This is a genomic window from Anaerohalosphaera lusitana (assembly GCF_002007645.1).
Lineage (GTDB): Bacteria > Planctomycetota > Phycisphaerae > Sedimentisphaerales > Anaerohalosphaeraceae > Anaerohalosphaera > Anaerohalosphaera lusitana.
On the sequence record NZ_CP019791.1, the window covers coordinates 57,724 to 78,896 of the forward strand.

Genomic DNA, 21,173 nt, shown 5'->3' on the forward strand with positions numbered 1-21,173 from the left:
AACCGATGATTTAATTAGAATGGCCATATGAAATCGAGTATCTGACCGAGCCAGCCGACTTCGTTGTAGGTTTTGCTGGGGCCGTCGTTTTTGACGACCATGTAGAAGTCGGCGACCTGGGAGCTCAGTACGTTGTTTTCGAATGAGATGTCGCTGGGGCGGACGATGCCGCCTACTTCGATCGTCTGTTCGTCGCCGGCGATGTCCCTTACGAGCGAGCCGAGAACGACCAGGTTGCCGTTCGGCTGTACGTCTTCGACGACGACGGTGATGTTGTCCTCGATGGTCCGTTCGTCCTTGTACTCGGCCTGGCCTTCGAGCGACTGTGATGAGCCGTCGCCGAGTGAGACGCTGAAGCCGGGCACGCTGGGCAGGACGTGGTCTATGCCGACCTTGCCGTCCCAGTCGACGGAGCGGTTTGCTTCTTTTTCGAGGTCGCGTTCGACGTTGCTGTCAATGCGTGTGGCCTCGTTGATGGTTATCGTGAGGATATCGCCGATCTTGCGTGCGGTGTCGTCGGAGTACATGGACTTTGCGTTTTTGCTTTTCTTGGCCCAGATGGAGCCTGCGTACGACTGTCCTGCGGTGAACAGTGTTAGCAGGGCAAGAATTGTTATCGTTGTATAAATGTTTTTCATTTTATTGTCTCCACTAGAAAACGGGTGAAACTGTTCCGTCCTCGCTTACCTTTGTAACAAGGATGCGGCCTGAATCGACGTTACGTACTTTTATGGTCTGGCCCACGGCTCCGTCGTCGAGGGCCTTGCCCATTGTGGTTATCAGCAGGCCGGGGGTCTGTACCTTTATTACGAGTGTCTGGTTTCGTTTGATCACGACTTCGGGTTTTGGGGCGGTTATGTAGTTCTGTTTTACCTGCTCGCCTTTGCTGAGCGGCTTGCGTGCGATGTATCCGAAGGGGGCTTTCCAGTTTTTCGGCTCGGGGGTGTTGTCCAGATATGTTTCGAGCTTGATGTTGTCGGGGGTGAGCCTTTTTCCTTTTTCGACGTCGGCCTTTGCGATGATCCTGCTGCGTTTGTATCTGGGGCGGAAGTGTACGCTTACGGTTTCGACCTTTTCGCCGTCGCTGATGATGTCTACGAGCACTTCCTTTTGGGTATTGGTGTCGATCCTGCCCTGTCTGCAGCTAAGGCGTGTCCATTCGGATTCGCCCGGGATTATTACCGAATCGGGGGATCGAAGGGCCTCGAATTTTGTTACGATCGCATTGCCCGGTATGTTTTTGAGATAGGTGCCGGCTTTTTCGATAAGCTGTTCAGCGGTGACTTCCTGTTCGGAACGTCTGACGGAGATTTGCTTTGCGCCTTTGAGGTCGACCTGGGCGGTGTCTATGCCGTTGCTGGCCAGGCGGCTCATTATGGTTCTGCGGTCGATGACGAGTTTCTGGCCCTCGGCGGTGATCTTTCCCATGTCGATCTTGCCGGCGGATTCCTTGAGGTCATCGGCACCGCTGAGGACGGCAAGGTTGGCGAGCCTGAGGGCGTTGCCCTCGACGGTTACCTGTCTGGGCAGATATACGCTGAGTCTCGCGTCTGTCTTGGCGGCTCCGCTGGATGCAAAGAGCATCATTGCGAGCACGAGTATAATCGCTGAGTTGTGTTTAGCCGATCGCATTATTCTGCTCCTATCTGATCAGTTGATTAGCGGTCTGCAACATGCTGTCGCCTGCCTTGATGGCGCGGGAGTTGATCTCGTAAGCCCGCTGGGCGGTGATAAGGTCGACCAGCTCGGAGACCATCTGGACGTTTGATTTTTCCAGCGAGCCTGCCTGGATGCCGCCGAAGCCATCTTCGCCCGCGGTGCCGGTAAGTGGTGCGCCGCTGGATTCGGTTTCGGCGAACAGGTTGCCGCCTTCTGCGGTGAGACCTTCGGCGTTGGGGAAGCGCACAAGCTGTATGTTGCCTACCTGCTGGGTGCCTTTGTCGGTGGTGACTGTCACGGTTCCGTCGACACCGACCGAAATGCCGGTGGCGTTGTCGGGGATGGTTACGGGCGGATCGAGTGCGAGTCCGTTGGAGTTTACTATCTGGCCTTGCGCGTTGGTCTGGAAGGACCCATCGCGTGTGTATCGCAGATCACCGTTGGGCAGAGTGACCTGGAAGAAGCCGTCGCCGTTGATCGCCATGTCCAGCGCCCTGCCTGTCTCGACCCTTTCGCCGGGTGAGAAGACCTTTGTGACAGCGGAGAGCCTTGTGCCGCTGCCGATCTCGATGCCGGATGGCGCGGTTACGCCGGCGGAGACTTCCCTGCCGGCCTCTTTCATCTTGACGTACAGCAGGTCCTCGAACATCGCCTGCCTTCTTTTGAAGCCGTTGGTGTTTATATTCGCCAGGTTGTTCGCAATGGTATCGACCATCTGCTGCTGTGCGGTCATACCAGTTGCCGCTGTTGAAAACGCTCTTAACATTATCTATCTCCCTGTTCTATGAACTGCTATTAGCCCATTGCGACGTTGAGAATGCTTTTGGTGTTCTCGCCGCTTTTGGAAATGATCTTCATATTCGCTTCGTACAATCTGTTTACCGTGATGAGCTTTACGAGCTCCTGGGTAATTCCCACGTTTGACGCCTCCTGGAAACCCTGCTTGACCTCGGTCTGTGTGGCGGGCTGGGGTCGAACTTCTTCGGGAGCGATGAACGCTCCATGCTCGGTGGGCATGAGCTGGCCTACTTTGTTGCCGAAGTCGACAAGACTCAACTGTCCGATGTTCATGCCGTTGGCGGATACTGTGCCGTCCGGTCCGAACGAAAGCTGCTGCACGGTCGCACCCTGCGGCAGTACGATGGGGCCGTTCTGTCCGGCGATGTTATTGCCCGCTGTGTCGACGAGCTGGCGGTTATGGTTCAGATGCAGGCTGCCGTTTCGGGTATAACGCGGTCCGTCGGGGGTTTCGATGACGAAGAAGCCCTTGCCGTTGATGGCAATGTCGAGTCGGCGATCCGTCTGCCGCAGGTTGCCCTGCATGAAGTTGATCCCGGTGTGCGCCTTGATCGTATCCTCTGGCTTGCCGTCCGGGCCAAGCTTCTGTTCCATGATCGAGCTGAAACTAGTCGTTCGCGACTTGTAGCCGGGCGTACTGGCATTGGCGAGGTTGTTCGTTATTGCCCGATACTCCTGCATCAGTGCATTGACGCTGGAACCCATATTCGGATTAATTTCAGTCATCCGCATTCACTCCAGACTCTACGAGTTCTTGCTGTTCTTGTTTTTCATGTTTTGCACGCTGAGCGATAGCATGATTGGTAACAGCGATCAGCTCGTTGATCGACGATTCGCTAAGGGCTGTCATTTCAATGCCCAGCAGGGTTTCATTGTCATTAGTTTCCAGTCTGCGCACCTTGGCGGTGCTCTGCACCACCTGTTCATGTTCGAGTTCGAGCGTTACCAGTACTTGATGCCCAACTTTTGCCTTGAGTGAGGTTCGCATCAACAGGCCGGGCCCTGATAGCTCGATCACCCTGGCCTTGACGAATTGCGGGCAGATCGACGATTTGTCGCTGCTCTCAAATGTTTGCGGGAAAGATGCAATGTATGCATTCAGATCCACTTCGGCGTGGGCGAATTTACGTCTGTTGATGAAATTGACCTTGTCCGAGTGGCTGAGCGTAAGGACCTTGCCCTGGCTGTTAAGCTCTACGGTCTCGAAGTTCCATATCATCGCGCCCAGTTGATAATGCACGCGCCATTCCTGGCCCGGATTGCTGTCGACGGTCTCATCGGTCTTTAGCTTGAATTCATAGTTGGTATTTTCGATAACTTCCGCCGTCATCGGGCATGCCTGCTCGCTGTCGACCTTAGTCAGCAGCAGATACTTGCCGACGGGGATCTTACGACTGGTCTGAGCACTGAGCCTGGTGTCTTCGGTGTCGGTGTAGTCCTTGAGGCCGAGGAGCTGCTTTATCTTTGTGATCTGGGCGTTGAAGTACTGCCTCTCGGGGACACTTCGCCCTTGAGTGAGCTTTTGCTTCATGAGCTTTGCGGCACCGAGATCGTAAATGTCATTCGACTCGAAAATCTTATTAGGGTCATTGAGTTCAGCATAACGTGCAATCAGTGCGAGTATCGTCCGCTGCTCGTGGTCGAGGCCATGCTTGACAGATACTTCGTAGAATTTCTTTCTCTTGAGCTTCGCTTCCCGATCATGCAGGTGGCGGCGGTAGAGATACCAGATGAGCAGCAGCATAGCCACAGCGATGATACCGGCTGCGATGAACCGGCCATCCAGTAAGAAGTCCGGCATGCCGCTGTCAAGGTCGCGCATAGCGTCCCATCTCTGAGACGGCGTGAGGCCTTTGGCAGCCAGAACGGGCAGAAAAGTTGTTATGCTGTCAATGTACATTTATTCGTTATTCGCTTACCTTATTATATTGGTGAGTTCGCGAAGCACATCGTTGGCGACCTTGATGGTTCTCGCGTTGGCCTGATAGCCATTCTGTGCCTCGATCAGATTGACGAATTCCTTTGCGATCTCGACGTTAGACTTTTCGAGCTTCTGGCTCTTTATCGAACCGCCACCGCCGCCGCCCGATCTGGTTACGACAGGATCACCCGAGTTGCCGGAACCGGTGTAGTAACCGTTACCGACGCTTTCCAGGCCGGACGGATTCCTGAAGACAGCCATTTGAACCGTCGCGATGGTCTTCTTGATACCGTTGGAGAACACACCTACGATATTGCCGCCCTCAGCGGCTACGGTAGCCAGCTCACCGGCTTCGTAGCCGTTGGCATTGCTGGCTGTAGCGGTCGAATCCACATTCGCACCAAGGTTGAACTGTGTCAAACCGTCAAACCCGCCAACGGTTCCCATGTTTGCCTCTACAGTCTGAGTGGTTGCAGGATCGAATCCGAAACGGAAGCTGAAAGCGTTACTGGAATCATTTATCCCTTCAAAGCTTCCGTCGGTGCCGTCAAACTTTATACCTTCGATTCGTCTGTCGGACATGTCCAGGACATTTCCGCCGAGCTTGCCCAGAACCAGATCCCACTGGTTATCGGTATCAGTTCTGACAAAGGAAGCAGTTACAGCATGCGTACCACCATTGGAGTCTATGATCTCAAGATTCACATTATGGACGTCATTACCGCCTGCTTGAGCCATCTCGAAATAACCCGGCAGTTCCAGGCCGGCAGGATCACCTGCGTCGGCCCCGACATAATTGAGTGTCATATCAGTAAGGCTGTAGCCGGCGGTATCATCTTTCAATGATATCTGTCCTCCGGAGAAAGAAGCGGTAGACCCATCTGCGGCGCCAGAGCCAAACGCAGTGCTGATCTCAGAGACCAAGTCATTAAGAGTCGCGCCGGCGGGAACGGTCCAGTCGACGGATACGGCTGTGCCGTCCTTTTTAGTTCCTCTAATCTCGATGACGTCGCCGGCGTTGTAGGTTCCGCTGAACTGCTGCAGTGATGCTATAGTATCGGTTCCTACAGCGTCTTTGCCTGCCGAATTGATGAATGACGACTCTTCGCCCATTATCAAATGTGCAGCCTTTGGATCGCCGCCGACCGCGCGGAGATTACTCGAGAGGTCGAATGAGGTGGTTGCGCTTGCGGGCATTGCCGCGTCGCTGGGGATCTTGATGCTGCTGACGCCCGGGGCCTGGAAGCCTTCGGATTCGCCGGCCGTTCCGTACCGCTGGAGCCTGTAACCGGTGGCGGGGTCAACCAGATATGAGTCCGCGTCGATAGCGAACGATCCCATACGGGTGAAGACGTTACCCGATCCGGTGTTGAGCACAAAGTAGCCCTCGCCCTCGATCGCCATGTCCAGAGCCTGGCCGGTTTCGAGGAAGTCGCCCTGGTTCATATTTTTCACGATGCTGGCAATTCCTACGCCGGTACCCATCTGGATGGGGTTTGTGCCGCCGGCCCCGTTGGTGGGGGCAGAAGCTTTACGGACGGTCTGGCTGAGCAGTTCGGCAAAGCGAACCTGTCCGCTCTTAAATGCAGTCGTATTTACGTTCGCCAGATTATTACCTGTCACCTCGAGCATTTTCTGGTGGGAAGTCAATCCCGTAACACCAGTCGATAATGCACCCATTTGTCAATCTCCTTCAATAGAACTTTGAAAATAGCGACCTTATTGCTAAGCGGCCGCTACTTGAGAACGTCAGTTACGTTGAATCCGATAGTATCAACTTCCTTCATATTTATAGTGTGAGTCTTGACTTTAGACCCGCTTTGGTCGTACTGGCCGACGTTGAGCATGACATTTTCGCCTTCGACGTCGACCTTTTCTACGATGCCGAGGACCTTGACGCCGGGGACGTTGTTCGGTCCCATCCGGGAGTAGTCCATGAAGGACACTTCCTTGCCCACCAGGTTCCCTGCGTAGTTAAGCTTAGTGCTTTCAAGCACTTGCGCAAAACTGGTATTCATTTGTTCGAGCTGGCCGAGCTGTGAGAGCTGAGTAAGCTGGGCCGTCATCTGCTCGTTGTCCATAGGATCGAGCGGATTCTGGTGCTGCAGTTGAGTAGTCAGCAGCCGCATGTAGTCCATCTGGAGCTGCTGTGCGGACTGCATTGAATTAATCGAGCTCATATCTTGTTCCTGCAATTAGTATCATCATAAACACAATCATCCGGGCTAAAACTATTGCAATTACTGTGCCACTGAACCGAGGCCGGAACATACTAAGCCGTAAGCCATTTATTTATAAGCACTTAAATCAGAAGCTAAAGCTCTGATCTGTGATTACTTTCCATGCGCCCTGGCTTTCGGGTGCTCAATTATTCAGCATGGCCCGGAAGAAACTTCCGCATGGTGAAGCAAGCTGCAGCCGCTGTACCGGTGTCACGACCCCCACCGCAGCGGCCCGGCTTGACGATGGTCGAAAGCGAGCGGAATATATGGACAGTTTTTTTTGAAAAAATCTCAAGTGCAATACCCTTTTACTGCCGAAGGTAAAGCATCTTATGGGACTTTTGGGCATGATGGAAACGGAGGCGAAGCGGATTTGCGAACGAGTTGAAAAGCTCGGATTTTTGGACCGCTGAGGGTCCTCACAACGTCCGATAAGCCGTAACGTCCGGGAATTTGCAAGATTTTACTCCAAAATCGGCAATATTATTGGTCGGTCCCATAAAAATATTAAAGCTCGGTCGACTTTACGGCCGATTGATTAGGCATATACTTTTGATCTCGCATAATAAGGTTTTTAATTCGTACTCTACAGGCAGGTGAAAATGGGGCTAAACAGGATACTCGTACTGGGCAGGGACAGCCGGATACAGCAGCTTGCGGCAACGATGGCAGATGCAGTTTTCGCAGCGGACAGCATCGGTGAAGCGTGGGACATCACGGACCGGTCGGAGCCGGAAGCGATGATAGTTGACCCCAGTATCAGCGATGCCGACACCTGCAGAGCCCTCAAATATGTTGAAACCAACGACCTTATGCCTGTGATCATTGTTCGTGATGATGCTGAAGAAGAGACTGTGAACGATTTTCTTAGCCTTGGCGCTTTCGCGTGTATCGATGCGGTAAAGGGCCTGGACAAGCTGGGGTTGGTAGTCGACCGTATCGCGGATGGCGAAAATGGAGGTCAAAGCGAGTATTTTGACAGTCAGTGCCCGCCATGTGTTCAGATGGTAGGCAAGAGCGAAGCGACTGTGAAGGCGCTAAAGATGATACGTCTGGTCGCATCGAGCGGCTGTGATCCGATCCTGGTCGTCGGCGAGACGGGCACGGGTAAGGAAGTCGCGGCCCAGGCGATACACAATCTGAGGCACGGAAGCGATGAGACTTTTGTAGCGGTAAACTGTGCGGCCCTGACGGCGAATCTGCTGGAAAGTGAGCTTTTCGGGCACGTCAAGGGCTCGTTCACATCGGCAGAGTCGGAAAAGACGGGCCTGTTCGAGGCAGCAGATGAGGGCACGATATTCCTGGATGAGATCAGCGAGATGCCGCTGGAACTGCAGGCGAAACTGCTGCGTGTTATACAGGAGAAGAGATTTCGTAAAGTCGGCGGCACAAAGGAGATACAGTGCAAGGCGACGATCATCGCGAGCAGTAACCGCAACCTCAATGACGAGGTGGAAAACGGCAAGTTCAGGAGAGATCTGTTCTACCGACTCAACGTATTTCCGGTCGCACTGGCGCCGCTGAGGCATCACGATCGTAAGGACGACATCGAACTGCTGGCGAAGTTTTTCATCGAGAACTCGACGGTGGCTCCGGATAAGGCTGCGAAGATAAAGGGGCTGACAAAACTGGCAATCGAATCGCTCAAGAATCACAGTTGGGACGGCAATGTCAGGGAGCTCAAGAACGTGATAGACCGGGCGATGCTGCTTGAAACGACCGACAAGATCGGGTGCAGCAGTTTGATATTCGACCCGACGGATTTCTCGTCGGCCAAATCCGCTTCACCTGTGGAGAACATACAGGATTTCTCGCTTGCCAATGCTGAAAAGGAGCTTATCGACCGGGCGCTCAAAGAGGCCAAGGGGCAGAAGACTCGGGCAGCGGCTATGCTGGGGATCACGAGGGCGACGCTTTACGCCAAGGTCAAGCATTACAACATCGATGCGGACGCGGGCAAAGTAGCTGCAACTGCGTGAGTCGGCAAAGCGGCCCGATGATGCCGCGTGTGGCCGGGTCGTCATTCCTTTTGAAACTCGCGAATCATATGCGCCTTGCGGTCAGACTGCGTGATCTGGAAGGCGATTGCGGTCCGTCAACCGGGGCCGTGTCTGAGTGTTGAACAGCGAGGGCAAGACGTATCAAATTCTTACACACTCCGGAAATTCACCCAGAAAAAAGTCCGGTCAAAACGGTTTTTTTGAGCCCTTCAGCAGCGATTCTTTCCATGATGAGCTAGTGCGGGCTGGCTGGCATGATTATTGCACAGATATCGGCAACGAATGAGAACGCGCCCGCGAGGGCCGAAATGCTTTTTTCGAGGACCGAGCCAGGACATGGCGAAAGACGATCAGGACATTTTTGCAAACGGGAACGCACCTGCGGAAGACGGGGCCGGGAACAGAGCCGAGCCGGATTCAGCGGGTTTTGACGATCTGTTCGGCGGGGGTGAGCAGACCCGCGAGCTGCTGGAAACTGCGTCAGGTGCGCCTGTGGAACACAAAGACTATGTAGCGGACCTGGAAAAAGAGCTCAAATCCTACGAGAACGGCAGCGGTAAGATGGCAAAGCTGCGGATCCCGCTGATGTATGCGGCGCTTGGCGCGATGGCGATCATGCTGGTACTGATCCTGTGGAACCCGGTACCCAAGACGAGCTCTGCCCAGTCCGGAAACAACCCGGCGCCTAAACGTGTCACAAGGGAGGCGTTGCCTGATATTGCCGAGAACGAAACCGAACTTGCCGCAAGTGCAGAGCAGGCAGTTGAGGAAGATGCCGAGACCGATCAGCCGGCCGAGATCGAAATGCCGGTATCCTGGCAGCTTGCCCATGAAAGTTTTGTGGGCGGTGACTATGACCAGGCGTTGAAGATATACGAAAAGCTGCGTGAGCGGCTGAAACCTGGTGATACGGATAACTTGTTCAGGGATCTTATCGATCTGCAGGTCGCTTTGTGCCATTACTACATGGATGACGCCGACAAGGTGAGCAAGCTTTTCACCAATGCACTGCAGAGCAGGTCACCGGCCATTCGAGCCATGAGCAACTACTATCTGGCTTTCATAGATTTCAAAAACGAAAACTTTTTGAGTGCCCGCGAGCATGCATACCGCTCGCTGGCCCTGTTCCACACTCTTAAGGACCACTTCCCTGCAGTGATCGAGCGTGATTGCTATATGCTTATCGGCAATGCACTTACGCGTGAAACGATCTCGCTGAGCAACTCAAATACTGAACTGCCTGGTCAGAGCTGGGCAGAATACATGACGCCGTACCACCTGCCTGCGATGGATAAGAAGGGGATCGAGGAACTGCTGCAAAAGGGTATCGAATCAATGGCCGATGCAGCCATGGGGCCGGCGATCAGGGAAAGACGTGAATCGCTTGGCGGGGGGACGTTTTCCGCGATCGCACTGGATTGTCCCGTGGACGAGTTTATCGCCAGGTATGCGAACTACCAGGGCTATGGGGTGAGCTGGCACAAAACGGCGGAGCAATTCACGAACCGGCCCATCAATCTTTACCTTCCCAAGACGATCGAGCAGAAGATACCTGAATACGCTGCCGGAAGTGCCGGGCTGATAGTGAGAAGCGATACTAATAATCTGACGGTCTATAATCCGCGTACGTATGTGTCGCTGGCTTTCCACAAACGAATGATGGTCAACGAGAGCATGGCTGTGTGGAGGCATTTCCTGCATCGTTATCCGCAGGATCCGCGGGTGGCGAATGCTCATTTCGGGCTGGCAGCGGTATATTCTGCAGGCGGACAGGAAAACGTAGCCATCGGTGAGTACAAACTGGTCGCAAGCAGGTACTCCGACAGTGAACTGGCTCCGTACGCTCTTCTATATTCGAGCAGGATCAAAACTGATATGAAGGATTACGCGGGCGCACGCGAGGATCTGTCCAACATCGTGCTGCAGTATCCCAAGGCTCGCATATCCGACCAGGCCTACCTGTATCTGGCCCAGGCGACGATGAAATCGGGCATATACGGCGAGGCAGCGGACCTTTTCGCTAAGGTTTACAATCTCAATATTACTCGACGTGCCAAAGCGAGAGCGGCCTATGGAGCGGCGATATGCAACTATGAGACGGGCCAGTTCGGTTCGGCTGAAGCATGGTTCGAAAGATGCGAGAAATTTTACAACGACGATCCCGAGATCGACAAAGGCGAACTTTATTACACGCTCGCAAAGACGAAATTCGCGTTGGGTAAATACGAGGACGCTACGACAGCGTTCAGACTTGCACTTACGGGCAATCTCGATCGCAAGCAGTACGCGAACGTGATCCTTTCCTGGGCCCAGACCATGATGAGTCACGGCGACTACGCGGAAGCTCTCAATATACTGGCTGCGCCCAATGAGGAAGATCTGACGCTGGAACAGTCCTGCGAAATACTCAAGGCACAGGCACGTATTTACAGGGAGATCGATCTGCCGAGAAGGTCGGCCATGCTGCTTAACCAGAAGATCGAATTCCTTGCGAACGCAGAGCTGCGGGGCGAACTGCTGGTTGAACTTGCACGCAGTTATGTCGCTGCAGGCGATACCGACCGGGCCGAGCAGGAATATCTTGCGGCTTTGGATGATCTGTCCGAGGGCAAGTATAAACTCGAAACCACTCTTGAGCTGGCGGATCTCTGCATAGACACGGGGCGGGATGAACAGGCGGTCGATATATGTTCCAAACTGCTGGCAACTCCGCTGGATCAGCGTAACAGAAAAACGGCTCTGAGCATTCTTGGAACCGCATACAAGAACCAGAAACAATATGACAAGGCCGCGATGGCATTTGCTGGTGTTTACAATCCCGCGAACAACTGATATGAAAAGAATTCTATATATTTCAATACTGACGCTGCTGTTTGCCAACGGTCTTTGCAAGGCTGAGGACCCGAACAGTATCGAGACGCTCAACAGATACCTGAGTGAAATTCTCAAGGTCGCAGATGGCGATGATGTGCAGGATGCGGACGAGGCTGAGAAGTCGGCAGACAACGCCAAGGCCGACACAACTGAAAAACCACAAAAAGCTGAAACTCCTGTAATAGACAATAAAACAGTCTCTGATCCCAATGTACCTGCTGAGAATAACGAGACAGAAGAACAGCAGAAGACCACGGAGTCGAAGACGGCAAACAGCGACCCTAATCTCGTGCCGGCTGTGACTGAAAAAGACACAAAGCAGAGCACAAGTGAGCTCATCAAACAGGTACGCAAGGAAACATATACACCCATAGAAATGAAATCGCCCGTCAAATTTAAGAGCGACAGCGGTGAAATGGATGAACTGCTCGCAGAGCTCCGCTCGCTGCGTTTTGTCAAGGTTCGCGAAACTTCATCAACCAACAGTTCTCTGCCCGCAAGCGAGCCAGAAATAAGTGAAGAGAACAGCGAAAAACCTCAAACACAAAGCGAAATTCCTCAAGAAAATGCTGATGATGAGGCGACCGTAAAAGAGACTTCGCTCAAGGAACTTATCAAGAACAATCCAACTCGGGTTGTAGATCATTTTGCATTGGCGGAAGCACTTTTCTCGGCGGGTGAAAAAGAGCTCGCAGCGAAGTATTATCGGCAGGCATTGGACAAATACGGAAAGAATTACAGTAAGACGGACCCTGAGAGGGCCTGGATACTTTTTCAACTGGGCAACTGCCTGTATGAAACAAAGCCGGAAGAGGCTGAGATCATTTACGAACAGCTTATGCGGGAACAGCCCAACAGCGAATGGACCAAATGTGCGACGGTCAAACGGCAGGTACTTCGCTGGCTGATGAATGAAAAGCCGATGGAACTTATTGAGAGCAACCCAACGAAAAACTGATGCAAAGAATTAAACCATCAAAACACGTTCTGATCATCGACTCGGATGTCTCGCCTGTATTACTGCAGGCCTGTGCCGCACAGGGTGTGCGAACCGTGGTCGCTTCGAGCGGGAAAGATGCGTTTAAGAAGCTGGGTAACAATGAATTCGATCTGGCTATAGTCACCAACAGCCCGGCAACAGGTTTCGATCTGGAAACATGCAAGGAGCTGAAGAGTTCAGCGAAAGAGGAAAACCCCGAACTGCCTGTTATCATGCTGAGCGAGGAAGACAGCAGCCGGGCGGGCATCTCCGCTATCAGAGAAGATTTTGCCGACTTTTTTACAAAACCTTTGAGCAAGGACCAGGCCTGCAAGCTGGTCGAGACCTGGCTGCCCAACCACAATACACATGTCATGGCGGCACTGGGCAATGTTGGCCGCAGTTTGATGGTCGGCAAGAGTCAGGCGTTATCGAAGACGATCCACATGGCCAGGCGTGTTGCTGGTACGAACGCTCCGGTTCTTATCTGCGGAGAGAGCGGGACGGGCAAGGAGCTGCTCGCACAGTACATACACGATCAGAGCCAGCGAAACAATGGGCCGTTCGTAAAGGTAAACTGCGCATCATTGAGCGAATCATTGCTCGAAAGCGAGCTGTTCGGCCATGAAAAAGGGTCCTTTACAGGTGCCCAGTCGACTCGCAAGGGCAGGTTCGAGCGGGCTAACGGCGGGACCCTTCTGCTCGATGAAATAACAGAGACTCCGCCTGCGTTCCAGGCACAACTGCTTCGCGTACTCGAAGAGCAGAGGCTGGAGCGCGTGGGCAGCGAAAACGATATAAATGTCAATGTTCGGGTCATAAGCACAACCAATCGCGACATTGCTGAAGAGGTTCGGAGGGGCAATTTCCGTGCGGACCTGTACTACCGTCTTTCGGGTGTTAGAATCGTGGTGCCGGCGCTGCGAGAACGGAAGGAAGACCTGGAAGAGCTTATCTGGCACTTTATTAACGAATTAGCCAGCGAAACCGGCAGAAAGATAGGCAAGCTCGACGCCGTTCTGGTCGATGTATTCCAGAGGTACGGCTGGCCGGGCAATGTACGCCAACTCCGCAACGTGATACGCACCTGTTTGATACTCGGGACCGGCGAAACGCTGCAATTAGCGGACGTTAGCTGGCTTTTCGAAGAGCTAAATACCGACCATGAGGCCCAGATCAATGGGCTCGCAGACATGATCGGGACGAAAAGCCTTGCCGAGATCGAGCAGCAGGCCATTCTGGCGACTCTCGATCAGACGCAGGGCAACCGGACAAAAGCCGCCGAGGTGCTCGGTATCAGTGATCGTACCATCAGGGAAAAGATCAAACGTTATCGGAACCGCGATCTATTACAGGAAACAGCTTAGAGCAATAAGTACCGGGAGTAAAAATGGCTGACGAAGAAAAGAAAAAAAAGGACACCAAAGAGAAAAAGCGTCCCTGCCTGTTGGGACACATCATCACCGCTGTTATAAGCCTGACATTTGCGGCGGGCGGTTATTTTGTCAGCGGCTTGTTTGCGGACACTAAACCGCAGGGTGAGCAAGCTGCCGAGGAGAAGAAAGAGGACCCATCGGCAGAGATCAACGCCCTTCTGGCTGAGAGCACAGAGGGCAGCAAGCCCTGGACTTACGAACTGGAGCCGGTGGTTGCAAATCTCAATGAGCCGGGAGCGACCAGATTCGTTCGAGCGACGTTGATAATGGAAATCTCCGGAGATATGGCACAAGAAAAAGGAAAAGAGTTCCTTGGGCTCAAAACGCCTTATCTGCGTGACTGGCTGACGACGTTTCTGTCAAGTCTGACGCTGGACGAAGCGAACGGAGGCAAGAACAAAGAACGCATTAAAAATCTCGTCTGTGACGAGTTTAATCGAAGACTTTTCCCTGATTCAAAACCGCTAATCAAGCAGATACTGCTAAAAGAGTTCGCGATACAATGACCGAAGCCATGACCGAAAACATGATCAGCAAGGACCAGCTCAAGGCGCTGCTCGCCAAGGCGAAGCAGAACCTGCCTGTGGAGGAGCCGGACGTCGACGCTGTCGAATACGACTGGACGCGTCCGCACCACTTCAGCACCCGGCATCATCGCAGGCTGAAGGAATTTACCGATGAGCTGGATATTGAACTTGCTGAACAGTTCATGAGCGTCTATTCGGACGAGGTAACGGTCACAATTCCCGGAATCGAGGAGCATTTCGCGACAAAGCTGCAGAATATACAGAATAACACACGCGGCTGTCATTACCTGACGTTCGGCGAAGAAGGCGGAGCCCCGATAGGCATGGTCATCCTACCGAAACGATCAGCCGTTCATTGGGCCGCGAAAATACTGAAGGACGCCATACCGGAAAACGTCGACGAAGCGGAGCTGTCGCAGCTTGAGATGTCACTGCTTACCGATCATGTCAAAAAGATCATCAGCGTTCTTTCGAATTGCTTTACAAGACATAACCTGCCGGCGTTGAAGAGCGGACACGAACTGACATTTGAAGAGTGGCCGCTGGAGAACATCACGGACTTCGAAGAGATGTCCGTACTCGAATTCGCCGTCGCTGATGGGGAAGAGCAGACGAGCGCATCTTTTGCAATGCTGTCGCGAAGCTTTGACTCGATGTTCGACATAAGCAGCGAACAGAAGAACCTGACCGCGAAGCAGATCCAGGATCTGATCGTTGGGCACCTGAACAACATACCGCTGGAAATGGAATGCCAGTTGGGTACAGCATCGGCAGCGGTTGCGGATCTGATGACCGTCGAAGAGGGTGACGTTCTCGTGCTCGATCAGACGGTGGATGCGCCCGTGGAGCTGAAGATCGACGGAAGCGTTTTTTATCACGGCAAACTCGGACAATCAATGAACCGCTATGCGGTCACGATAACGGATATAGTCAAAAAACCCGCAAACAGCATCATCCAGACGGGTTAGAGCTTCATAAGAAGAACACGGAAGGTTTTTATTATGGCAGAAACTGAACAGGCAGTGGAACAGGACGCTAAGACGACCCAGGCACAGGAAGTGGAACTCGGTGAAGCGGTGGATTCGGCGAAGGGCCAGGGCGAGGGCAATCTCGACCTGCTGCTGGATATCACCATGTCGATCACGGTGAACCTGGGCGATGCGCAGGTTCCGATCAAGCAGCTCCTGCAGCTCGGTCCCGGTTCCGTGCTTCAGATGGACAAACTCATCGACGAACCTGCTGAGCTGTATGTGCAGGGCAACAAATTCGCAACAGGCGACATCGTAGTAGTGGACGGCCGATTCGCCATCCGCATCAAAGAAGTTCTCGGTATCTAGCAAATTCCCAGGTAATATATGAGCGGTCAGAAAGCACTCGGTAATGGTCCGATAGTATCGTCATTAGCAAACCACAGCAACGTGGTCTTCGCTGTCGGTCTGGCGACGATACTGGCAATGCTCATCGTGCCGCTGCCGCCGGTGCTGCTGGACGTCCTGCTGGCGTGCAGTATAGGTCTGGCTGTTGGTGTGCTGATCGTAACGCTCTCGGCCAAGAAGGCGCTGGAGCTTAGCACGTTCCCGTCGCTGCTTCTGTTCGTCACACTTTACAGGCTGAGCCTTAACGTATCATCTACGCGTCTGATCCTGCTCAAGGCGGATGCGGGAAATATCATCGACACGTTCGGCCAGCTCGTTATCGGCGGAAACCTCGTCGTGGGCCTGGTCATGTTCCTGATCCTGGTCGTGATCCAGTTCGTTGTGATCACGAAAGGTGCCGAGCGTATCAGTGAAGTTAACGCACGTTTCGCGTTGGATGCGATGCCCGGTAAGCAGATGGCGATCGACGCCGATCTGAATGCCGGCGCGATCACGGATGCCCAGGCGAAAGAGCGAAGAGACGCTATCGCTAAGGAAAGCGAGTTCTACGGTGCCATGGATGGTGCCAGTAAGTTCATCCGCGGTGACGCGATCGCAGGCTTGATCATTACCTGCGTGAACCTCGTCGGCGGTATTATCATAGGTTCGATGAACGACATGTCTGTCAGTGAGGCCGCGGCACGCTACTGCACGCTGTCCATCGGTGACGGACTGGTGAGTCAGATACCGTCGGTCATCATAGCGATAAGTTCAGGCTTTTTGGTAACCAAGACTTCTTCGACGGAAAGCGTGAGTCATGACCTGACCAACCAGATGCTTCGCAATCCGCAGTCGCTGATGATCGCGGGTATACTGATCGGAGCGATTGGTCTGGTGCCGGGGCTGCCCAAAGTACCGTTCTTCGGCCTGGCAGTTGCTTGCATCTTTGTCTCGCAGTCGCTTAAAAAGGCGGCCCGCAAGGATGAGGAAAACGAGTCGACCGCTGAGAAAAGCGAAAAGGCCCAGGAGTCCGAGAAGACGCCTGTCGAGGACCTTCTCAATATTGATATGATCTCAGTGCAGGTTGGCGTTCGGCTGATACCGATGGTGGACCCGCGAAAGAAGAGCAGTGTGTTCGATAGGATCGGGGCGTTGCGGCGCAAGTTCGCGAAGGAGCTGGGGCTGATAATTCCGCTGGTGCGTCTTTGCGACAATATCAATATCGAGCCGAACGCTTACGAGATACGGCTGTTCGATCATACTATCGCGTCCGGCAGGCTCGAGCCGGATAAGTATCTGGCAATGGATCCGGGTACGGTGCACACACCGATCCAGGGACAGCAGACCACCGAGCCGGTCTACGGTCTGCCCGCTATGTGGATCAGCGAAGAGCAGAAGGAACAGGCCGAGCTGTGCGGATACACCGTGATAGATTGCGAATCGGTTTTGATAACGCATCTGTCGGAAACGCTGGCACAGCACGCACACGAACAGCTTACCCGCGAAGATGTCCAGCAGCTTGTTGATCGTCTGCGTAAATCGCAGCCGTCGCTGGTCGGCGACGTGGTGGGTGAACAGGTTTCGGTCGGACTGTTGCAGCGCGTTTTGCAGAAGCTGCTCAAGGACCGCATACCGATCAAAAATCTTGCGATTATTCTTGAAGCCCTTGGCGAGCATATCTCGAAAACTAAGAGTGCAACTGTCCTGACGGAGCTGGTTCGCAAGGCTTTGCGAAGGACGATAACCTCGCGGTACAAGGACCAGATGACAGGCAAGATCATGGCGATAACTTTTGACCCGCATCTCGAGCATCAGATGGTCTCCTCGCTGCAGACGCAGGGTGAAGAACTCGTGCTGAGCATATCGCCCGAGCTTGCGATGCAGATACACGAAGGTGTCGCGGCAGCGTGGAAGTCGGCGATGAACAAGGCATGCGAAAACGTGGTTCTGCTTTGCGACAGCAGACAGCGATCCGCTCTTGCCGAGATGCTGGAAAGATCACTGCCCCGGCTGCCGGTTCTGTCATACGACGAGATCGAGCCGGGCACGGATATGGAGACAGTTGAGAATGTGGCTTTGCAGACCAGCGATGCGATGGCACTGAATGGTCAACAGAGTAACGTTTAGGCGATCTGAAAGGAAGCAGAAGTGAAGCAGTACATTCGTTCACTTGCAGTAACAGTAGCAGTTTTGGCGTTTTTCCTGATCGCGGGAATCGGCGCCTGCAGTGATGTCGATCCGCTGGTATGCGGTTACCGCGGAATATGCGGCGCGATCTTTGTGTACGTCGGAGCGACGATCGCTTTGCGTCTTGCGATGCGGATCGTTGTAGCGCAGATCATATCGAACCAGGGCAATCAGAACAGGAATGGTAGTTAGCCGTGACAGATCACCGTCAACAACAAGCAGTCCTTGACGATCAGATGCAGTTGAAGTCGCTCGCTGCGAGAAAGTACGCCCAGCAGCAGAAGCAGCCGAACGCTGATCAGCGGGTCACACAGTTTCTGCCGATGGTCCACAAGCTCGTCAGCAAGGTGACGAGCTACCTGCAGCCTCCGCTGACCCGCGACGATCTTGTCAGCGCGGGAACCATAGGCCTGATCAAAGCTGCCCATGATTACGACAGCACGAAGAACGCCGAGTTCCAGACTTACGCCTACATACGCATACGCGGCGCGATCATCGACGAATTGCGCAGTTGGTCGTTCGCTCCGCCGAGCCTGAACAAACAGCTCCAGGAAGCACAGACGATACACGATGAAGTGATGGCCCATACCGGTCATTCACCAAGCGATGAGGAAGTCGCGAAGAAAATGGGCATCGGCGTTGACAAGCTGTACAAAACATACGAGCAGGGACGGGCCAGGTACTTTTTGTCCATGAGCGGCTACACCGAGGATGAGCCGGCGTTGGCTAATGTGCTGGCAGGTTCGGAATCAGGCCAGCCCGAACAGCGGATCGAACGTGAAGAACTTGTTCATGACTTGGCGGACGCGATCGAACGTCTGCCCCAGAAACAAAGGCAGATCGTCATACTGTATTACCAGCAGGAACTGACCATGAAGGAGATCGCCGAGGTTCTCGAAATAACCGAATCCCGGGTAAGCCAGCTTCATTCGTCAGCGGTGTTCAAACTCGGATCGTTGTTGAAGGATCATGACAATGCCCGATAGAGACATCAACATCGGAAGGGTTGACTCTCTGCACCATGTCGCGGGCAAAAAGAACCTGCATAACGAAGTAGAAAACAAGGAACATAAACGCAAACGCGAGCAGAAAAAAAGAGAACAACGCCGTCGAGCGATGCAGCAGCAGCTCGATGAGTTGGTCGAAAAGGAACTCGAATCGCTCAGCGAACAAACGGATGACGACGGCGAAGGACATATTGATTTTCACGCATAAACGAGGGAACGATGCTGACTAAACCGGCTGCAAGAATAATCAAAAAGAAAAATATCACGATTGACGGCAAGATATCACTGGACAGCGCTGGTAATGCAACCGCGGCCGGCACGCAGCAATCAGCTCCAAAGCCGGGAGCTAAAGCGACAGCGAAAATCATCGAAACAACCCAGACCTACGCCACAATTGAAGTGACCTGCGGATGCGGAACTAAAAGCTACATCCAATGCAATTATATACAATAATTCTTATCACGGGGAAGAAAATGAGATCAGTAATATCAATCGCTGTTATAGCTGTCAGCCTGGTACTCACCGGCTGCGCTGAGATGGAAAAACCTGTCGAGATAAGGCTCACTGAACCGGCCAAGCCTGCTCAAGCCACAACAGAACGGCAGAGATTTGACGGCGCAACTGCTCAACAAGAGGCGCAGGCAGCATCTCAGGTCTATACCACGCGGATACTGACTGAAGAAAACAAGGAGCTTCGCAAGCAGATAGACGAGCTCACCGCCGAAAAAGAGGCCCTGATGGAGGATAACCAGGTTCTGGAGAAACGTGCCGTCCTGCTGAAGGAAAACCTCGCCCAGACCGAAAAAGAGCTCGAAGAAGCGAATGAACTGCTCATCGATATGCGCATGGAGCTCGATAAGTGGAAGGAAAACGTACTCGGTTATCGTGAAGAACTGCGTACCGTTCATACAGAACAGCTTCGCGCACTGGCGAAGATCCTCAAGCTCATGGGCGCTGAAATGGTCCAGCAGGAACAGCAGTCCGAGGGACAGTAGTCCGTTGATCAAATCCTTTTTGGGATGCATTTATGACCTATAAAAGCAAAATACTAGCTCTAGCGGCAATTAGCGCGATACTGCCCCTGGCCGGGTGCAAGGTTCTTGTGGCGCCGGACACAACCGAGCCTGCGATCACTTATTACCGCAATCCTTACGCTGACCTGCACAGAGTGGGCAAGGTCGTCCTGCTGGAGCCCGAAAATGAGTCGGCATATCCGCAGATATCAGAAGATATCACGGCCCAGCTTGCAGAATCCATCTATAAAAAGCAGATTTTCGGCCTTCGTTCGCTTTACAGGTCCGACCCGGCATGGCAGAGCGTAAACATAGACGGAGAAGGAACTTACAAAGAAGACCAGCTCGAGCTCATTCGGAATTCACTAGGCACCGACGCCATAATGTACGGCCAGGTGCTCCAGTACCAGCCCTATCCACGCATGTCCATAGGACTGCGTCTTAAACTCGTGGACTGTCATACAGGCGAGCTACTGTGGGCTATAGAGCAGGTGTGGGACAGCACCGACGGAAACGTAGTGGAGCGGATCAAGCGGTTTTTTGAGACGCAAATGCGTGAGGGATACAAGCCCATGGATTGGCGGATGGCGCTGAAAAGCCCGCGTATATTCAACAAATTCGTCGCCTACGAGGTTGCCGAAACCCTGCAGTAAGATACTGAAAACGCAATTTTGCCGGTAAAAAAGTTTTTGAAGTTTTTCAGGTTTTTTTTAAAGTTCTGGCGGTCCGCTTCGACAATGACTTTGAACGGAGCGAAAGAAGCCCGCTCGATCAGTACAGAAAACCGGCATTACAGGAAAAGAGGAAGTAAACAAAATGAATATAAATCCTGCTAACAGAATATCAACCCACATGCAGGACCTGCTGAATAACGACAGGCCGGGCCAGAAGAGCCGTAATTCAAAGGCTCTGGAGTCCACCATAGGTAAGGATTACAGCGGCACTATTGAAAGAGCCCGAAATCTGGGAACAGTAGACAGGACCGCAGTCGCGCAGGCAAGAAGTCTGCTTCAGAGCGGTGAACTCGAAACCAGGCAGAATATTGAAGCAACCGCCCGCAGAATCCTGACCGTGGGCCTGTAAAAAGAATACAAAACCTGTTAGATTTACGTTGGCCAAGGATGGCTGGCGAATGATCGTAACGGATTACGTAGTAACTTGGCGAGTGAATGCAGTTGGCCGTCCTTAACAATTG

The 21,173-nt window shown here is 53.2% G+C and carries 22 protein-coding genes; 15 read left to right on the plus strand and 7 right to left on the minus strand.

Features of this window, described 5'->3' with window-relative positions; genetic code table 11:
• Window positions 1–14: 14 nt before the first annotated feature.
• The 7 genes from STSP2_RS00275 to STSP2_RS00305 are packed head-to-tail and all read right to left on the minus strand — an operon-like array spanning window position 15 to window position 6,558.
• Window positions 15–638, minus strand: coding sequence for a flagellar basal body L-ring protein FlgH (locus STSP2_RS00275; RefSeq protein ID WP_146658762.1), 624 nt, complete (start codon window positions 636–638; stop codon window positions 15–17).
• 13 nt (window positions 639–651) lie between these two features.
• On the minus strand, window positions 652–1,632 hold the full coding sequence (gene flgA, locus STSP2_RS00280) for a flagellar basal body P-ring formation chaperone FlgA (RefSeq protein ID WP_146658764.1): 981 nt from the start codon (window positions 1,630–1,632) through the stop codon (window positions 652–654).
• 10 nt (window positions 1,633–1,642) lie between these two features.
• Complete coding sequence (flgG, locus tag STSP2_RS00285) at window positions 1,643–2,425, minus strand: flagellar basal-body rod protein FlgG (RefSeq protein ID WP_146658766.1); 783 nt, start codon at window positions 2,423–2,425, stop codon at window positions 1,643–1,645.
• A 29-nt stretch (window positions 2,426–2,454) separates the two neighbouring features.
• A complete protein-coding gene (flgF, locus tag STSP2_RS00290) occupies window positions 2,455–3,183 on the minus strand; it encodes a flagellar basal-body rod protein FlgF (protein WP_169852870.1) in 729 nt (242 codons plus the stop codon).
• Complete coding sequence (locus STSP2_RS00295; RefSeq protein ID WP_146658769.1) at window positions 3,176–4,357, minus strand: PilZ domain-containing protein; 1,182 nt, start codon at window positions 4,355–4,357, stop codon at window positions 3,176–3,178. The genes flgF and STSP2_RS00295 overlap by 8 nt, the downstream gene beginning before the upstream one ends.
• A 15-nt stretch (window positions 4,358–4,372) precedes the next feature.
• On the minus strand, window positions 4,373–6,058 hold the full coding sequence (locus STSP2_RS00300) for a flagellar hook protein FlgE (protein ID WP_146658771.1): 1,686 nt from the start codon (window positions 6,056–6,058) through the stop codon (window positions 4,373–4,375).
• Between the two features lie 56 nt (window positions 6,059–6,114).
• On the minus strand, window positions 6,115–6,558 hold the full coding sequence (locus STSP2_RS00305; protein ID WP_146658773.1) for a flagellar hook assembly protein FlgD: 444 nt from the start codon (window positions 6,556–6,558) through the stop codon (window positions 6,115–6,117).
• A 644-nt stretch (window positions 6,559–7,202) separates the two neighbouring features.
• Between STSP2_RS00305 and STSP2_RS00310 the strand changes: the two genes are divergently transcribed.
• The 15 genes from STSP2_RS00310 (at window position 7,203) to STSP2_RS00380 (ending at window position 21,061) form a co-directional block, all read left to right on the plus strand.
• Window positions 7,203–8,579, plus strand: coding sequence for a sigma-54 dependent transcriptional regulator (locus STSP2_RS00310; RefSeq protein ID WP_146658775.1), 1,377 nt, complete (start codon window positions 7,203–7,205; stop codon window positions 8,577–8,579).
• Window positions 8,580–8,936: 357 nt separating this feature from the next.
• Complete coding sequence (locus STSP2_RS00315; RefSeq protein WP_169852871.1) at window positions 8,937–11,432, plus strand: tetratricopeptide repeat protein; 2,496 nt, start codon at window positions 8,937–8,939, stop codon at window positions 11,430–11,432.
• Window position 11,433: 1 nt separating this feature from the next.
• Entirely contained in the window at window positions 11,434–12,432 is a 999-nt protein-coding gene (locus tag STSP2_RS00320; RefSeq protein ID WP_169852872.1) for a tetratricopeptide repeat protein, read from the plus strand.
• Window positions 12,432–13,820, plus strand: a complete 1,389-nt coding sequence (locus STSP2_RS00325; RefSeq protein ID WP_146658781.1) for a sigma-54-dependent transcriptional regulator — start codon at window positions 12,432–12,434, stop codon at window positions 13,818–13,820. Before STSP2_RS00320 ends, STSP2_RS00325 begins: the two co-directional genes overlap by 1 nt.
• Before the next feature lie 23 nt (window positions 13,821–13,843).
• The gene (locus STSP2_RS00330; protein WP_146658783.1) at window positions 13,844–14,395 is read left to right on the plus strand and encodes a flagellar basal body-associated FliL family protein; all 552 of its coding nucleotides are present in this window, start codon (window positions 13,844–13,846) and stop codon (window positions 14,393–14,395) included.
• Window positions 14,392–15,384, plus strand: coding sequence for a FliM/FliN family flagellar motor switch protein (locus tag STSP2_RS00335; RefSeq protein WP_146658785.1), 993 nt, complete (start codon window positions 14,392–14,394; stop codon window positions 15,382–15,384). Before STSP2_RS00330 ends, STSP2_RS00335 begins: the two co-directional genes overlap by 4 nt.
• Before the next feature lie 33 nt (window positions 15,385–15,417).
• Window positions 15,418–15,753, plus strand: a complete 336-nt coding sequence (locus tag STSP2_RS00340) for a FliM/FliN family flagellar motor switch protein (protein ID WP_146658787.1) — start codon at window positions 15,418–15,420, stop codon at window positions 15,751–15,753.
• Between the two features lie 18 nt (window positions 15,754–15,771).
• Window positions 15,772–17,898 carry a flagellar biosynthesis protein FlhA gene (gene flhA, locus STSP2_RS00345; protein WP_146658789.1) on the plus strand — a complete coding sequence of 709 codons (2,127 nt, stop codon included), beginning with the start codon at window positions 15,772–15,774 and terminating at the stop codon, window positions 17,896–17,898.
• A 21-nt stretch (window positions 17,899–17,919) separates the two neighbouring features.
• Complete coding sequence (locus STSP2_RS00350) at window positions 17,920–18,150, plus strand: hypothetical protein (RefSeq protein WP_146658791.1); 231 nt, start codon at window positions 17,920–17,922, stop codon at window positions 18,148–18,150.
• A gap of 2 nt (window positions 18,151–18,152) precedes the next feature.
• Window positions 18,153–18,944 (plus strand): sigma-70 family RNA polymerase sigma factor, encoded by a 792-nt coding sequence (locus STSP2_RS00355; RefSeq protein WP_146658794.1) that lies wholly within the window; start codon window positions 18,153–18,155, stop codon window positions 18,942–18,944.
• Window positions 18,934–19,173: a hypothetical protein gene (locus tag STSP2_RS00360; protein ID WP_146658795.1), complete on the plus strand. Its 240-nt coding sequence runs from the start codon at window positions 18,934–18,936 to the stop codon at window positions 19,171–19,173. The genes STSP2_RS00355 and STSP2_RS00360 overlap by 11 nt, the downstream gene beginning before the upstream one ends.
• An 11-nt stretch (window positions 19,174–19,184) precedes the next feature.
• On the plus strand, window positions 19,185–19,418 hold the full coding sequence (locus tag STSP2_RS00365) for a hypothetical protein (protein ID WP_146658796.1): 234 nt from the start codon (window positions 19,185–19,187) through the stop codon (window positions 19,416–19,418).
• A gap of 20 nt (window positions 19,419–19,438) precedes the next feature.
• The gene (locus STSP2_RS00370; RefSeq protein ID WP_146658797.1) at window positions 19,439–19,960 is read left to right on the plus strand and encodes a hypothetical protein; all 522 of its coding nucleotides are present in this window, start codon (window positions 19,439–19,441) and stop codon (window positions 19,958–19,960) included.
• 32 nt (window positions 19,961–19,992) lie between these two features.
• Window positions 19,993–20,631 (plus strand): hypothetical protein, encoded by a 639-nt coding sequence (locus tag STSP2_RS00375; RefSeq protein WP_146658798.1) that lies wholly within the window; start codon window positions 19,993–19,995, stop codon window positions 20,629–20,631.
• Window positions 20,632–20,794: 163 nt separating this feature from the next.
• Complete coding sequence (locus tag STSP2_RS00380) at window positions 20,795–21,061, plus strand: hypothetical protein (RefSeq protein WP_146658799.1); 267 nt, start codon at window positions 20,795–20,797, stop codon at window positions 21,059–21,061.
• The last annotated feature ends 112 nt before the right edge of the window (window positions 21,062–21,173 follow it).

Coding starts and splice junctions, on each gene's coding strand:
- STSP2_RS00275 (WP_146658762.1), bottom strand. CDS start 638: ATGAAAAACATTTATACAACGATAACAATTCTTGCCCTGCTAACACTG.
- flgA (WP_146658764.1), bottom strand. CDS start 1,632: ATGCGATCGGCTAAACACAACTCAGCGATTATACTCGTGCTCGCAATG.
- flgG (WP_146658766.1), bottom strand. CDS start 2,425: ATGTTAAGAGCGTTTTCAACAGCGGCAACTGGTATGACCGCACAGCAG.
- flgF (WP_169852870.1), bottom strand. CDS start 3,183: ATGACTGAAATTAATCCGAATATGGGTTCCAGCGTCAATGCACTGATG.
- STSP2_RS00295 (WP_146658769.1), bottom strand. CDS start 4,357: ATGTACATTGACAGCATAACAACTTTTCTGCCCGTTCTGGCTGCCAAA.
- STSP2_RS00300 (WP_146658771.1), bottom strand. CDS start 6,058: ATGGGTGCATTATCGACTGGTGTTACGGGATTGACTTCCCACCAGAAA.
- STSP2_RS00305 (WP_146658773.1), bottom strand. CDS start 6,558: ATGAGCTCGATTAATTCAATGCAGTCCGCACAGCAGCTCCAGATGGAC.
- STSP2_RS00310 (WP_146658775.1), top strand. CDS start 7,203: ATGGGGCTAAACAGGATACTCGTACTGGGCAGGGACAGCCGGATACAG.
- STSP2_RS00315 (WP_169852871.1), top strand. CDS start 8,937: ATGGCGAAAGACGATCAGGACATTTTTGCAAACGGGAACGCACCTGCG.
- STSP2_RS00320 (WP_169852872.1), top strand. CDS start 11,434: ATGAAAAGAATTCTATATATTTCAATACTGACGCTGCTGTTTGCCAAC.
- STSP2_RS00325 (WP_146658781.1), top strand. CDS start 12,432: ATGCAAAGAATTAAACCATCAAAACACGTTCTGATCATCGACTCGGAT.
- STSP2_RS00330 (WP_146658783.1), top strand. CDS start 13,844: ATGGCTGACGAAGAAAAGAAAAAAAAGGACACCAAAGAGAAAAAGCGT.
- STSP2_RS00335 (WP_146658785.1), top strand. CDS start 14,392: ATGACCGAAGCCATGACCGAAAACATGATCAGCAAGGACCAGCTCAAG.
- STSP2_RS00340 (WP_146658787.1), top strand. CDS start 15,418: ATGGCAGAAACTGAACAGGCAGTGGAACAGGACGCTAAGACGACCCAG.
- flhA (WP_146658789.1), top strand. CDS start 15,772: ATGAGCGGTCAGAAAGCACTCGGTAATGGTCCGATAGTATCGTCATTA.
- STSP2_RS00360 (WP_146658795.1), top strand. CDS start 18,934: ATGCCCGATAGAGACATCAACATCGGAAGGGTTGACTCTCTGCACCAT.
- STSP2_RS00365 (WP_146658796.1), top strand. CDS start 19,185: ATGCTGACTAAACCGGCTGCAAGAATAATCAAAAAGAAAAATATCACG.
- STSP2_RS00370 (WP_146658797.1), top strand. CDS start 19,439: ATGAGATCAGTAATATCAATCGCTGTTATAGCTGTCAGCCTGGTACTC.
- STSP2_RS00375 (WP_146658798.1), top strand. CDS start 19,993: ATGACCTATAAAAGCAAAATACTAGCTCTAGCGGCAATTAGCGCGATA.
- STSP2_RS00380 (WP_146658799.1), top strand. CDS start 20,795: ATGAATATAAATCCTGCTAACAGAATATCAACCCACATGCAGGACCTG.